The sequence below is a fragment of the Gluconobacter cadivus genome (assembly GCF_015244745.1).
In the GTDB taxonomy this organism is placed as follows: Bacteria; Pseudomonadota; Alphaproteobacteria; order Acetobacterales; family Acetobacteraceae; genus Gluconobacter; species Gluconobacter cadivus.
Genome location: NZ_JABCQI010000008.1, coordinates 142,014 through 155,997 on the forward strand (window position 1 = coordinate 142,014; position 13,984 = coordinate 155,997).

Annotated in this window: 14 protein-coding genes and 1 tRNA gene; 3 read left to right on the forward strand and 12 right to left on the reverse strand. The window is 54.6% G+C overall.

Translation table 11 applies throughout. The features are described 5' to 3' along the window. Nucleotides 1-73: 73 nt before the first annotated feature. The 3 genes from HKD28_RS12475 to HKD28_RS12485 all read right to left on the reverse strand — a co-directional run bounded on the left by HKD28_RS12475 (nucleotide 74) and on the right by HKD28_RS12485 (nucleotide 2,765). Nucleotides 74-1,333: a Y-family DNA polymerase gene (locus HKD28_RS12475; RefSeq protein WP_194268602.1), complete on the reverse strand. Its 1,260-nt coding sequence runs from the start codon at nucleotides 1,331-1,333 to the stop codon at nucleotides 74-76. Beyond that, nucleotides 1,333-1,713: a LexA family protein gene (locus HKD28_RS12480; protein WP_194268603.1), complete on the reverse strand. Its 381-nt coding sequence runs from the start codon at nucleotides 1,711-1,713 to the stop codon at nucleotides 1,333-1,335. Before HKD28_RS12480 ends, HKD28_RS12475 begins: the two co-directional genes overlap by 1 nt. Nucleotides 1,714-2,147: 434 nt before the next feature. Continuing rightward, on the reverse strand, nucleotides 2,148-2,765 hold the full coding sequence (locus HKD28_RS12485; protein ID WP_235993459.1) for a LysE/ArgO family amino acid transporter: 618 nt from the start codon (nucleotides 2,763-2,765) through the stop codon (nucleotides 2,148-2,150). Between the two features lie 73 nt (nucleotides 2,766-2,838). Between HKD28_RS12485 and HKD28_RS12490 the strand changes: the two genes are divergently transcribed. Next, nucleotides 2,839-3,741, forward strand: a complete 903-nt coding sequence (locus HKD28_RS12490) for a LysR family transcriptional regulator ArgP (protein WP_194268604.1) — start codon at nucleotides 2,839-2,841, stop codon at nucleotides 3,739-3,741. An 80-nt stretch (nucleotides 3,742-3,821) separates the two neighbouring features. On the opposite strand, the gene HKD28_RS12495 is transcribed toward HKD28_RS12490, so the two are convergent. Genes HKD28_RS12495 through HKD28_RS12505 form a run of 3 tightly spaced genes read right to left on the reverse strand, consistent with a single transcriptional unit; the run spans nucleotide 3,822 to nucleotide 6,394 of the window. After that, nucleotides 3,822-4,400 (reverse strand): hypothetical protein, encoded by a 579-nt coding sequence (locus HKD28_RS12495; RefSeq protein WP_235993460.1) that lies wholly within the window; start codon nucleotides 4,398-4,400, stop codon nucleotides 3,822-3,824. A gap of 20 nt (nucleotides 4,401-4,420) precedes the next feature. After that, on the reverse strand, nucleotides 4,421-6,196 hold the full coding sequence (locus HKD28_RS12500; protein ID WP_194268606.1) for a phage fiber-tail adaptor protein: 1,776 nt from the start codon (nucleotides 6,194-6,196) through the stop codon (nucleotides 4,421-4,423). A gap of 36 nt (nucleotides 6,197-6,232) precedes the next feature. Then, nucleotides 6,233-6,394: a hypothetical protein gene (locus HKD28_RS12505; protein ID WP_194263279.1), complete on the reverse strand. Its 162-nt coding sequence runs from the start codon at nucleotides 6,392-6,394 to the stop codon at nucleotides 6,233-6,235. A 354-nt stretch (nucleotides 6,395-6,748) separates the two neighbouring features. On the opposite strand from HKD28_RS12505, the gene HKD28_RS12510 reads away from it, so the two are divergent. Next, nucleotides 6,749-7,606, forward strand: coding sequence for an SDR family NAD(P)-dependent oxidoreductase (locus HKD28_RS12510; protein ID WP_194268607.1), 858 nt, complete (start codon nucleotides 6,749-6,751; stop codon nucleotides 7,604-7,606). A 486-nt stretch (nucleotides 7,607-8,092) separates the two neighbouring features. Here the strand turns inward: HKD28_RS12510 and HKD28_RS12515 are convergent, their stop codons facing one another. From HKD28_RS12515 to gatC, 5 genes are all read right to left on the reverse strand, one after another. Next, nucleotides 8,093-8,698 (reverse strand): nucleoside 2-deoxyribosyltransferase, encoded by a 606-nt coding sequence (locus tag HKD28_RS12515; protein WP_194268608.1) that lies wholly within the window; start codon nucleotides 8,696-8,698, stop codon nucleotides 8,093-8,095. A gap of 97 nt (nucleotides 8,699-8,795) precedes the next feature. Beyond that, nucleotides 8,796-8,887, reverse strand: a tRNA-Ser gene (locus HKD28_RS12520). 90 nt (nucleotides 8,888-8,977) lie between these two features. Next, a complete protein-coding gene (gene gatB, locus HKD28_RS12525; RefSeq protein ID WP_194268609.1) occupies nucleotides 8,978-10,435 on the reverse strand; it encodes an Asp-tRNA(Asn)/Glu-tRNA(Gln) amidotransferase subunit GatB in 1,458 nt (485 codons plus the stop codon). Next, a complete protein-coding gene (gene gatA, locus HKD28_RS12530; RefSeq protein WP_194268610.1) occupies nucleotides 10,432-11,922 on the reverse strand; it encodes an Asp-tRNA(Asn)/Glu-tRNA(Gln) amidotransferase subunit GatA in 1,491 nt (496 codons plus the stop codon). The genes gatB and gatA overlap by 4 nt, the downstream gene beginning before the upstream one ends. Continuing rightward, a complete protein-coding gene (gene gatC, locus HKD28_RS12535; protein ID WP_194268611.1) occupies nucleotides 11,922-12,209 on the reverse strand; it encodes an Asp-tRNA(Asn)/Glu-tRNA(Gln) amidotransferase subunit GatC in 288 nt (95 codons plus the stop codon). Before gatC ends, gatA begins: the two co-directional genes overlap by 1 nt. Nucleotides 12,210-12,278: 69 nt before the next feature. Here gatC and ruvX point away from each other — a divergent pair, with 69 nt between their 5' ends. Further along, on the forward strand, nucleotides 12,279-12,761 hold the full coding sequence (gene ruvX / locus HKD28_RS12540) for a Holliday junction resolvase RuvX (RefSeq protein WP_194268612.1): 483 nt from the start codon (nucleotides 12,279-12,281) through the stop codon (nucleotides 12,759-12,761). A 370-nt stretch (nucleotides 12,762-13,131) separates the two neighbouring features. Here ruvX and HKD28_RS12545 read toward each other — a convergent pair whose 3' ends face one another. Next, nucleotides 13,132-13,968, reverse strand: coding sequence for a lytic transglycosylase domain-containing protein (locus HKD28_RS12545; RefSeq protein ID WP_194268613.1), 837 nt, complete (start codon nucleotides 13,966-13,968; stop codon nucleotides 13,132-13,134). Between the last annotated feature and the right edge of the window lie 16 nt (nucleotides 13,969-13,984).

The following is a 13,984-nucleotide window of genomic DNA, read 5'->3' on the forward strand; positions in this document are numbered from 1 at the left end:
CCATCTAATAATCTAGACTTTAAAATTTATACACTGCGTGTCAATTCCTGAGATGGGCCGATGTAAGAGAAAGTTACCAACTCCTGGCCTTCACGATCTCCTCCAACCGGGTCGTGTAACGAGCTGACAACAGGGACTGTCGCGGCGACCATGTCCGCTTCAGTCCCGTTGATCCCGGCCGGAGTGTCCCGCTTCCAAAACGGGCGTTCACCGCATCCAGTGCGGCCATGACCGTGGCGGACTGGACCGGATCCCGGAATGCGAACATCTGGCCCTGACTGCCAGCAGGGCGGAGATCAGACAGAATTACCCCTGCCTTGAAATACCGATAGCCCGGAAGCCAGATAGCGCAGCCGAGCGCTGTAGCGTGTCGGATCAGATCCCGGGCGTCAGACGTCGGCTCGATCGTGACGGCCGCGTGCTTTGCGTACCAGGGATCGCCATTATGCGGATTGGTCTGCATCAGAACGGAGAGATGCGCCGCTTCCAGTCCATCTTCTCTCAATTTCTCCGCAGCCCTGTTTGCATAGTGTGCAATGGCCTCGCGGATCTCCTCCCATTTCAGCAGTAGGCGCCCGAACGTTCGGGTTGAGGCAATGCTTTTGCGGGTGGCAGCGATATCTGACAGGGGCAGGCACGACTGGCCGCGCAGTTCGGCCTGAACCCGGCCGCCTACGACTGTCAGCATCTGACGCACAGTCTTTGCATCGAGGGCTACGAAATCGGCAATCGTCTCGATGCCTGCTCCCAACAGCTTGTGCTTCGTCTGTCGGCCGATACCCCAGACTTCATCGATACTTGTCCGGCAATACCAGTCCTGACGCACGACCGGGTCTGTCAGGTCACACAGGCCGTCCAGTTCTGCGTGATCCTTGGCGAGACCATTCGCCAGCTTGGCGATCGTCTTGGTCGGCCCCCAGCCGATACAGGTGGGAATCTTCGCGTGATTGGCCACGTCCTGGCGGATCTGCCGGCAGCGCTCATGCAGATCTCCGGGCAGGTCACTTAGATCGAGAAACATCTCGTCGATCGAATATGGCTCTACGGCTGGCAGGCGCTCTGCCAGGACCTGATACATCCGCCGCGACATGTCGGCATACAACGCATAGTTTGAGGAGTACCAGACGACCGGCCGGCTTTCGGGACGTTTGCGGGCAATGTGCCAGGCGTCTCCCATTTTGACGCCAAGCGCCTTGGCCTCCCGGGTCCGCGCAATGGCGCAGCCGTCATTGTTGCTGAGGACCACAACCGGTTTGTGCTTCAGGCGAGGCTCAAACGCGCGCTGGCAGGAACAGTAAAACGAATTGCCGTCGATCAGGCCGTAGACGCGCATCACACGTCCGTTCGGACCAGGCCGGTGGCCACAGCCCAGATTGCTACATCCGTGTCATCATCGACCTGGACTGGGGAAGCTCGGGGAGAAGACGATCGCAGCCACCATTCTCCAGCTCGCTGGGTCAGTTCACAGACCCGCAGCTCGTCGCCGACGCTGGCCACCACTACAACACCTGCCCGGGGTGCCACGGCCGAATCCACGACCAGGATGTCGCCATGCCGGATGGCGCGACCAAGAAGGGCATCGCCTTCCACACGGACCGGATATCGGCTGGGCTGTCGCAGATCGAGAGCGGTCGACATCAGGTCGATCGTGCCTTCGATATTGTCCCCTACGGGGGATGCGAAGCCGGTCGTACGGTCGCCTTGGTAGTTCATATTTCTGGCCTCCATAACGAGAACAGAAAGAGAACAAGACAGAGCGCGTCAATGATTCTCTGATGACACGGGATAAATTTGGGCGAGGGCAGGGGACGTTGGCTTGGCGAGGAGTCCTATGACGTCGAAAGAAAGACCTTAATGCAAAAAGTAGGCAATCCCATCTGATGGGGCCAAAAAAATAGACTTCTATCAATTACTTAGAGGAAAATTTAACCTGCCTTCACACGGCAGGGGTCACAGGTTCAATCCCTGTCGCGCCCACCATCCGAAATTCTTGGAAATCCTATCTCATATATTGCGATATAAACTCAGGTTGCGTTGGCAAGAAACAGTATAGTTTGTTCTGCATCCGTTCAGCAGATTTACTTTTCCCTGTTAAATCGATTTCCAGCCTCATCATCCTGAAATATTCACTGTATTCGCAGACAATTTTAGAGATCTTGTACCAGCAAAAGGGTTGCGAGAAAAAGCACTACGCACCCAATAACAAGATCCTGAACCTTCCATGATTTCGGCGTAGCGAATATTGGCTGTAAAAAACGTGCACCATAGCCTAATGCACCAAACCATAGAAAACTGGCAGATGCCGCCCCGGCTGCAAAAAAGGGCCTAAGGGGAAGTGGCTGCGCTGTCGACGCTGTGCCCATCAAGAGAACTGTATCGAGATAGACGTGCGGATTAAGCCAGGTAAACGCTGCGACTGAGGTCAATGCTTTCGACAAAGCAACAGAATCGCTTTGAGTGACTGTCATGCTCTCCGAGAGAGTAACCAGACGCAGCGTTCTTAGGCCATACCAGAACAGAAACCCAGCACCGGCGAGTGTAAATCCTTTCGCGATTTGTGGGAAAGTTTCCAGCAGAGCCCCCATTCCACTCACCCCCGCGATAATCAGGATAGCATCTGAAAAGCCGCAGAAAAGGACAATGGGACCGACATGCTCTTTCTTCAGACCCTGTCGAAGAACGAACAGATTCTGAGCGCCGATCGCGACAATCAGTGAGGCAGAAAGCGCAAAACCGGAAAAAAAGCTTGTAATGAAAGACATCATTCAGCCTCCTTACGGAGCGACTTCGAAAAAGGAAAACTTGTTTTTCTTATCCTAATGAAGCAATCCTTTATTGGTGTTGGATTATAATGCTCTTGCGGCCGTAAGCGCTGTCATCCGGGAAGGCTCCTTCGACAGTGCGGCCAGAAAATTAAACATTACGGCTTCTGCTGTTTCTCAGCGCGTCAGAGGATACGAAGACCGGCTGGGTGCTCTGCTGATTATTCGCGGCCAACCGTGCAGACCGACAGAACTGGGCCAAGCCCTGGTGACACATCTCGACAGGGTTCATCTGCTCGAAGCGGAAATCCCTCATCTTTCCTTCGCGTCAGGGCCTTTGTCTCCACCTGAGGTTACTCTGAGAATCGCCGTAAATGCTGATAGTCTTGCAACGTGGTTTCCAGGTGCAATCTCGCGCTTTGCTATGAAAGAAGGAATTTGTTTGGACCTTCTTGTCGAGGATGAAACCTGTACAGCTGACCGCTTAAGATCAGGCGAGGTTATCGCTGCAATCACCGCCCAAACAGAGCCAGTCCCGGGATGCAGCTCCATCCAGCTCGGGGGCATGCAGTATGTTGCCTGCGCTACGCCTGATTTTGCAGCGCAATACTTCAGAACCGGAGGTACCGCAGCTGAGTTTCAGGAAGCACCGTGCATATGCTTTGACCGCGACGATGGTCTGGAGGCGCGATGGTTGCATGCTCTGCACAAGACAGATCTACCGCGGCGGATACATTACGTCCCCTCTACGCACGGTTTTCTGGATTTTACACTCAATAGTTTTGGATGGGGGTTACAGCCGCACGCCTTGGTGGACAGGTATCTATCTCAGGGAAATCTGATTGAAATCGTTCCTGGCCACCGTCTTACCGTAGATCTCCACTGGGTCATACCGAGATTCAAGAATAAACTGTTGAACGATCTTACTCTTCACTTGAAAAATGAATGCGCCATATATTCTTTAATACCTGGAATATAGTTTTCAAAAATAATATATTCACCTTGATAGTTCATCTTTCTGATCTTTAGGATTAGGGATGATCTGAAAGATCCCGAAAATCACTTTCCGCGAACACCAACAAATGGATGATCTGATCCGGGCGGGCAGGGGGAACCATATCCACCGATCAACAGCTGGACATGCGTAGCCAACGCGGATCGATCTGCTTCGATCCGCGTTGCGGCTTCAACACGGACAGCGTCGTTTTGCCCCAGAAGGACTCCAACATATCCGACCTCACGTCCAGCCTCGGCATCAGGCAACGCCGACAGAGGCACGAACTGGACCGGAAGACTTAGAGTTTGGCCCTTCGTTCGGCTGGCATCGGCCTGCAAACCAAAAACAGGGGTAAAGCTTGACGTCGAGACGGAGAACGACCCCGACTGACTAAACGTGCCGGACAGATCCATCGTCACCGGCCCGGCAATCATGGCCACGACCGGATCGGACGTGTTCTGCGCGCACTGAAGCGCCCGTACATTGGCGTCGAACCGGGCGGCCTGATTGGCCGTCCAATGCTGTACACCCGACACACTGACCACACCGGCTTTCGTCAGATCCGCCTGCACCCCGGCAATGGCCTGACTGATTGTGACGGGCGCGAAGGACCCGGCAGAACAGCCAGAAAGAGCAAGCATTCCACAGAGCGCCAGCCTCCTCATACCAGCGCCTCTCCACCCAGACCTGTCCACGCCTTCGTATTCGGGTTCCACATCGCCATGACACCCTGAGCGCCAGAGCCGATGGCTTTGTCCGTCACGACAGCACGCTGCCACGCAACAGGGGATGTCGGCAGTGTGGCGAAGGTGTAGGCGTTATAAGCCAGAACAAGAGGTTCTACTGCCAGAGTGGCCTGGTTCGTGGCGCGGGTAATGGATACAGCGGGCGCGGCCAGATAAGCAGAACTGTCGGAAGATGCGGCTGTAATATTGAAGGTAGCAGCGCCATTTTGCGTAGATGGGCACGATATCTTCCAATAAACGCCTTCCCAATCCTTTTCGATCCACGCAATACCGCTCTCGCCCCAAGTGCCATCTATACCAAACCACGGCGAGGCAAGCGCAGTGTTTCCACTGGAATTATGCGTAAATAGATATCCTTGATAGCCGTCCTTGTCCTGTAACGTCAGGCAGGGCGGGTTATTGTCTTTTGATACTATTGTAAATCTATTGTAGTTGTTATTGGAGTTAAATCCAACATTAATACTGTGGTTATTCCCGATATCCCACATTGAAAACAAAGAACCGTCCGAGCCTGCATCGGAGGGATGCGTTAAAGCCGGAATATTTGAAATCGATGCCATTTGTAACGGCAGATAATTCGCGCCGTTCGCCGCAGTGTATCCTAAGGCGGTATTAATCGCCGCCGCTGTCAGATCCGTCGTACTTCCGCCTGAACCCGGCGCACCTGCCGGTGCTTGAAAAGAAACTGCTGGAGCGGTTGCACCATTGCTCATTGTCGCTGTGAGCGTAACCGTGGATGCCTGACCCGCTACGACCGTCCCCTGACTTACGGCGACGGACGCTATTCCTATGCCGGACGCGCCGACAGGACCAGCCGCACCTGTTGCGCCCGTATCGCCTTTCGGTCCAGCTGCACCTGTAGCACCTGTAGCACCTGTAGCACCTGTAGCACCTGTAGCACCTGTAGCACCTGTAGCACCGGCTGGAGCCACGAATGTTGTCGGTGCCGTCGTCGTGCCATCAGTGAGAGTAGCCGTCAGCGTTACGGTCGAAGGCTGGCCGGTTGTGACAGGGTCCTGCGTCACATCAATCGATTTGACACCGACACTCTGCCCCCCCCCCGAGGACAGCGATGCAACCCATTGGTCGATGGTCTGGGCTTTGCCGCCGGACGTGACATTCAGTCCGGAACCATCACCGGCATATGTCCCGGCCGTCACGCTCTTGAAAGATGGCGTGCCAACAGGGGCGGCATCCTCAGTCGCCATGACGACCTGACCGTTCGACGAATAACCCGAGGGCAGCGCCTCCACGCCCGCAATCAGCACGTTGCCGTTCGTCAGGGTGTCGGCAGGGAAATCCGAGGGGGGAGCGGTCGCAGCGGTGAGATCCGTGATCTGCAAGACGGCCATTACGGAGTAGACCCGGCCCTGCTGCGTCGTGATCTCGAAGAGGATTTTCTGCGTTGTGTCCGGCTGGCCGCTGGCGAGAAATGCCACCACCATCGTCCCGGCGACGGCACTCCACATGACCGTGAGAGCATAATCTCCACTTGCCGTAATAACCGTGGCCGATCTGATGGCGACAAGCGTATCACCTGTCCCGGCCAGAAGCGCCGAGAAATCCAGCGAATAATCCAGACAGTCAGCAGACGACTTCGGACAAAAAGTGACTTGAGAGACGACTCCGTTGCATCCCTGCAAAGTAATCGTCCGCAGCGGAGATGGGGTAAGATTATGAATTGTGGTCATGCAGTCCTCATGTCGTTCAGAAACACGTCGAAATTTTCAGCGTTCCGGCGTCCTACCCGGAAGACCCAGCCAGCTCTGCTGCCGCGGCAGACCATAGGCTTCATCGCCCCTCAACTGATCTGTGGTCGGAGTTTGCATTCCACCGAAACGGCCGACAGACGCATGGGCGGCACCGAATACGAAGAAGCGGTTGCGCATGTATCTCCAGACATAAAAAAACCGCCCAAAAGGCGGTTAGGAGAGTTAGGTTGATGGGGCAGCACGGAAAGCATCTTCATAGAGAAGCAAAGTCGCGCGCACCGAGGAAAATCATGTGTCAATCCGGCACTTTGCGCAAACTGCCTGTCTTATTAGAATAAGCGGTTGAACCGTTATCATTGGCTATAGCCACGCAATTCCCCCCTATAACGCACAACATTCCTTCTCCTGCCTTCATATGTAAGAAAACCATAGGATGCATGCGGCTATCGCGTTATGAAGATTTAACAGTTTTTCCAGAAAGCCGATCATGAACGCACTGACACCCTCAATTCCGACTGGTTCATACAATACATGAAGCTTTTTTCCTTCAAAAAGGGAGTGTCAGTACCATCTTGCGCCGTCATGACGGGTGGAACAGGCGGAATTGGATGTGAAATTGCAGGGCTTCTTCTGGAAAAAGGATGGGATGTTCTTCTACTGACGCGCCAACCACGCAAAGCTGAAGAACAGATTTCCAGCAGAAACGGTCGGTTTGAGGCTGTTTATTGTGACCTTACCAAACCTGAAGATCTGGAGGCCATCAGTGCCACCATTCTGGAAAGAAAAAAAAGTATCGGACTATTGATTCATTGCGCGGGAAAAATACAGCCCGAGCTGACCAAAGATCTCACTCGGCACAGCCTTGAAGAACAGATGGCGATCAATCTGACATCACCAATACTCATGACCAGTCAGTTGCTGCCAAACCTGTCCCCGGCTTCACATATCGTCTTCGTCAATTCCATTGCTGGCGTCATGCCCCTTCAGGGAAGTGCCGTGTATAGCGCAACAAAGTTCGGCCTCAGGGGTTTTGCACGGTCATTGGCGTTGGAGTTCAAAGCCGGAACAATCCGAGTTTCGTCTATCTTTCTTGGCGCCGTCGACACTCCAATGCTTGAACAGGAAACACGGGATGGTGGATCCGTACTCAACTTTGTCAACAAGCCTCTTCCGGCGCGGCATGTGGCCAGCCTGATCATCCGGACCAGCGAAGGAAGGGGACGTGAAATCTTTCTACCTGCGCTGGATGGGATTTTCGCTCATGCATGCCTGATCATGCCTTGGCTCCTACGAATGACCTCCCCGATTCTAGAAAAAATCGGCCATATTGGACTGCGCCGCTTTCAAAAAAACAAACAACACTTCCATAAATCTAGAAATTATTCCTGAATTCCCGATATTGTTTTGTATAAATTTTTTTACTCAATGAATAACATATTGAAACAAAGAGACACTACTCAGCCAAAATATCATCCATAGGAAATTTTAACGATTTATTGACGAAAAATATGAAGGGATATACGCTCTCTGTCATCTTACACTTTCGGAAGGCTGTAACGTGCCACGTGTAACGTTGACTGATTTTCTGCAAGTGACTCAATGGTCGAATGACCAGCTTGCGCACCGGATTGGCCGTACAACAGATGATATTCTGCGATGGTCTCATCATGACGCTGAATTGCCGAAGCCGCTTCAGCAATGGATAACGCGCGTCGTAACAGCCTTCCAAACAGAACCTCCGCCGCGCGGATATGCCATGGAGCGTTCTGCAAGCTGCTCCTTCAATGATGATGCATCAATGACTGTCGTATGTAGCGTCTGCAGTCTAGCCCCCCGCTGTAGACAGGGGATCTACGCCAAAAACTGAGGCTGAGTTTATATTTCTGCGTAAAGCCGTTTCGAAAGACACGCAGCAGCCTGCCGAAACGCTTGAAAAAAATCGCCATCAATGGCGACGCTGCCGCCCGTCATCTCAATAAAGCCCTCGACCATTCCATTCTGAAGCAGCCCTTCAGAATGGACCAGCATACCATCGGGATCTTCCATGCACCCTGAGGAGGGGGCATCACCCTCAGGCCTTGCGGAAAGGCTCTCATTCCACACATCCCGCCAGTAAGTCTCGACCTTCTCGGAATAGAGGCGTCCGTCTACGGTATAAGCCTGCATCGGCTTTCCAAGACCCATCATGTAACCGATTTCAACCGCCGTTCCTGGATCCATCTCGGGAGAACGACGGAACGGATCAATACAGAACAGACCTGCGGCACAACGGTCCATCAGATCACGATCCGCGCGGACAAAGGCAAGAATAGTCTCCCGCCCTGGAGGCAGCAGACGTGCTTCGGCCTGCCCATCAAAGGGCGCAATACCCTCAAGACCATATTCTGCGCAGATCGATTTCAAACGCGCAAACAAATCAAGAGCCTGCGGCCTGAACACCAGATCACCGGCCAGATAGACTGGAATAAAATTCTCTGACATAGGCCACAGCCTCTACAGATTTCCGAAACGAAAATAAAGTCCCGCAGGATACACCCTGGGGCAACAAATATTCGGGCCATTATGTTTTGGAAAATACTGGCGGAGGGGATGGGATTCGAACCCACGATACGACTTACATCGTATAACGGATTAGCAATCCGCCGCCTTCAGCCTCTCGGCCACCCCTCCGCACTTTACGCGGTTTGCACTGCGTAAGCAGGAGTGTTCTTAGGGGGTAACCGCGTCGTGGTCAAACCCCCTAAGAACATTTTTTTCGCCTTACTCTGAAAGAAGTTTCTTCAGAGTTTCATTAACGAGAGCAGGGTTACCTTTACCCTTCATGGCCTTCATCGTCTGACCGACAAAAAAGCCGAAAAGCTTGTCCTTACCGCTTTTATATTCGTCAACTTTATCGGTGTTCGCCGCAAGAATATCGCGAATGGCGCTTTCAATGGCCCCTGTGTCCGTAACCTGACGGAGACCCTTACGCTCAACGATGGCAGAGGCAGAATCGCCCGTCTCGACCATGTCTTCCAAGACTTCCTTAGCGATCTTGCCATTGATCGTAGAGTTGGAAATCAGGCCCAGAAGCTCTCGCAGACCTTCCGCACTCACCGGGCTGTCTTCAATGGAACGGCCAGTGCGGTTCAGCGCTGCGAAAAAATCACCCAGCATCCAGTTTGCCGCCAGACGGGCATCGGCGCCACGCGCCACGGTTTCGTAGAAATCCGCAGTCGCCTGTTCAACACACAGAACGGAAGACTCATAGCGGCTGACACCGTATTCCGCTTCCAGACGAGCGCGCTTGGCTTCAGGCAACTCAGGCAGGGCCGTCTTGAGTTCGTCAACCCACGACTGTTCGATGACCAACGGCAGAAGGTCAGGGTCAGGGAAGTAGCGATAATCGTGCGCATCTTCCTTGCTACGCAGAGAACGTGTTTCGCTCCGGACGTGATCGAACAGACGTGTCTCCTGATCGACGGTTCCACCAGCTTCCCAGACTTCGATCTGACGCTGCGCCTCGACTTCGATGGCCATCATGACAAAGCGGATCGAATTGACGTTCTTGATCTCGCAGCGCGTGCGATAGTCCGTCTCGCCCGGCTTACGGACCGACACGTTCACATCGGCACGCATGGACCCTTCTTCCATGTTCCCGTCACAGGTGCCGATATAGCGCAGGATTTGCCGCAACTTGCGCAGATAGGCACCAGCTTCTTCAGGCGACCGAATATCCGGTTCACTGACGATTTCCATCAGCGCGACACCGGCACGGTTCAGGTCGATGAACGAGCGGGTCGGGTCCTGATCATGGATCGACTTGCCAGCGTCCTGCTCCAGATGCAGACGCGTGACACCGATTTCACGCGTGCTGCCATCGGCCAGATCAACGAGAACCTTACCCTTGCCGATGATCGGATGGGCAAACTGGCTGATCTGATAGCCGGTGGGCAGATCCGCATAGAAGTAGTTCTTACGATCGAAGCGGCTGAACAGATTGATCTCGGCTTCAAGCCCCAGACCTGTACGAACGGCCTGCGCAACGCATTCCTGATTCAGAACCGGAAGCATGCCCGGAAAACCGGCATCGACGAGGCTGACATGCGTGTTCGGTTCCCCGCCATATTCCGCCGAAGCGCCGGAAAAGAGCTTGGCTTCGCTGACGACCTGAGCATGAACTTCAAGACCGACAACGATTTCCCATTCGCCGGTGCTGCCGGTAATACGATAGCTCATGCCGACACTCCTGCATGAAGGGTGGGTCTGTGATGGAATGCCGCCGCCTGCTCGATGGCATGACCGGCAGCAATCAGCGTCTCTTCATCGAAGAACTTACCGATAAGCTGTAACCCAAGCGGCACACCGCGCGCATCCAGACCAGCCGGAACGGACAGGGCAGGGACACCCGCCATGCTCGCAGGAACCGTAAAGACGTCATTCAGATACATCTGCACCGGATCGGTCGGCTTTTCGTCCTGTGCAAAAGCGCCCGATGGTGCGGTCGGCGTCAGAAGAACGTCGACATTCTCGAAAGCTTTCAAGAAGTCCTGCTGAATCAGCGTCCGGACCTTCTGCGCGCGCAGGTAATAAGCATCGTAATAACCCGAAGACAGCACATGCGTGCCGATCAGGATACGACGCTTGACCTCTTCACCAAAACCAGCAGCACGGCTGGCTTCATAGAGACCATCCAGCGAAGGCGCACTCACACGCTCACCGAACCGGACGCCGTCATAACGGGCCAGATTGGAAGACGCTTCCGCAAGAGCTGCAATATAATAGGACGGAAGCGCATATTCTGTATGTGGCAAACTCACATCAAAGATAGTCGCTCCTGCCTCTTGCAGCCATCTCATTCCCTTTTCCCATAACAATGCCACGTCATGGGACAGACCTGTTTTTGTATAATATTCTCTGGGAATACCAACGCGCAGACCTTTAACGCCACGCTTCAGGGAAGCTTCGTAGTTCGGAACAGGGGTATCGACGCTCGTGGAATCACGCGGATCGAAACCAGCCATCGATTCGAGCAGAATGGCGCAATCCTCAAGATTACGGGCCATCGGACCAGCCTGATCGAGCGAGCTTGCAAAAGCAATCGTCCCGAAACGCGAGCAGCGACCATAGGTCGGCTTGATCCCGGCAATCCCTGTAAAGGCCGCCGGCTGACGGATGGAACCACCCGTATCCGTGCCGGTCGCACCCAGCACGAGCCCCGCCGCGACTGCTGCGGCTGATCCACCGGAAGACCCACCCGGAACCAGCTTGGCGTCAGAATCCTTGCGCTTCCAAGGATTTTCAACCGGACCGAACGCGGAGGTCAGATTGGCCGACCCCATGGCAAACTCATCAAGATTCAGCTTGCCCAGAAAAACTGCACCGTCTTTAAGCAGATTGGCCGTAACCGTGCTTTCATAAGGCGGTACGAAATTGCCAAGGATTTTGCTGGCCGCCGTAGTGCGAACGCCATTCGTGCAGAACAGATCCTTGATGCCCAGCGGAATACCGCAAAGGTTCCCGCCTTCGCCCTTGGCCAGAGCCGCGTCCGCAGCCTTGGCGCCTTCGCGAGCCCGATCGGGCGTGCGGGTGATGAAGCTGTTGAGCTGACCGTCCAGACGCTCGATCGCGTCAATATGAGCGTTCGTCAGTTCGACCGCAGAGATCTTGCGCGCCTTGAGCGCGTCCCGGGCCGAAGCCAGCGTGAAATCGTGAATGCCGGACATTATTCAACCACCTTCGGTACCGTGAAGAACGGACCTTCCCGTTCGGGGGCATTGGCCAGAACCTTGTCACGGCAATCGCCATCCGTGACCCGATCTTCCCGCAGACGGGGCTTTGCCAGACCCGTACCAATCATGGGATCAACGCCCATGACATCCACTTCCTTGAGCTGTTCCACCCAGTCGATGATGGAGCCCATATCCTGTCCGAGAGTTTCAACCTCTCCGGGCTGGAGACCGATCCTCGCCAGTCTGGCGATGCGCGTAACCGTTTTCGCGTCGAGCGACATGAATATTCCTGAGCAAGAGGAAATTTTATGGTGGCTTTTCAGCCTTCGAGGGGATCATAACGCCGTGCTATGCCCCTGTTCAATCCACATGATCTCCGTAATCTCGTTCAATCCGGTCAGCGCATCCTCGGGCTGGACCCCGGATCGAAGACCATCGGCGTCGCGCTGACGGATGTTTCTCTCATGCTGGCCTCCCCATTGATCGGCCTCAAGCGCAGAAAACTGGGAGAAAACGCTCAGGAACTTGCCAAGATCGTCCACACACAGGACGTCGGTGCCCTTGTTGTCGGACTGCCGCTTTCACTGGATGGATCTTTTGGCCCTGCAGCCCGTGCGGCCTCCGACTGGACGCAGGCTTTGTCCGAACGTCTCGGGATTCCCGCAGGACTATGGGACGAACGACTGTCTTCCAGTGCCGTCAACCGTTTCCTGATTCAGGATGCCGACATGACACGAGGGCGCCGCGCCGAAGTCGTCGACAAGATGGCCGCCGCTTATATGCTTCAGGGGTGGCTTGATGCCTCACGCCCTGAAGCCCCGGAGCTTTTCTAAATTTGAGAATGTTTCCGCCTCAGTTGTTACTGCTTTTCGCCAACGCGGAACGCCATGATGTATTGGCCAGAACACGGAACCACATCCGGGCCGTAAGTGCGCCGATGAACAGGCAAAACAGGAACTTCATGATTTCTCTCCACTCATGAAGCTCTAAAACGAACTAAATTGGTCCAGGTTCTCTAACGAAGCGTTTCAAAGTGTTAAGGTGCGCTGAAAAATGATGTTTCGCACATCGATCTTGATAATTCTTCTGGGACTATCAGCCTGCGCTCATACGTCCGATGACGGCAGTGCCTCAATCACCCAACATCACTCATCCCGTCATGGAGCATATGCAGGAGCAGGGGGTGGCTGGTCCGGGTTCTGATCAGTGCTGACGCCACGCAAGCCGGACCGGCATGGCACGATAGGATGCAAGATCCCGTCCGCCATGCACAGGCAGAGCGCTCCCGGCCTGACCGACGGCGTGATGGATAATCCGGGGCGGTGGCGCGTAAGACACCATATGAACAGACGGCATGGCTTCCATGCGCGGCGTCGGACGTTCGGAAAATCCGGATTGTCGGTTCAGCGCAAAATAGGGCGCAGGTCTGGCGGCTGGAAGCATGGCCTGAAGACCTGACGCTGTCATGACAACCTGCGGCAGAAAATCAGGCGGCCGGTAGCTGTCGGGCTGTCCGTTCCAGATGGCCAGAACATGTCGGGCGTAATCCGCACCAAGGGCCGGGGTGAGGGAGTGGTAGGCTGCCGTCGCCGCGGGCCAGCCCTGAAGCTGGTTATGCAGTCCAGACAGGAAACGGGCACCGTAGCGGGCATTGCTGAACGGATCAAAAGCATCTTCAAGCGAAAAAAAAGCGTCCGGATGATGATGCAGGTTGATCTGCATGCAGCCCACATCAATCGAAAAGATGCCGTGCGCCTGAAAATCCCGCACCGCCGCAATGGCTTCGTCCTTGCTCTCGTAGAAATACCCTTTGCCAGCCGCATTGACGGTCCAAGGCCAGGCGACAGTCGCCGAACCATTCGGGTCCCGCCGCCCGCTCTCCACACGACTGATGGCATCCAGAAGACGAGGGGGGATTCCTGCCTGCTGTTCGGCAGCCTGCACCGCCGTTTTACAGACAGATGAAACATCAAAAGCCTTCGCAACCGGCACACCGGAGAGCGTCATGGCAGCAGCAAGACAACGAACTTTCCCGATCATTTTTCTGCTTATGACC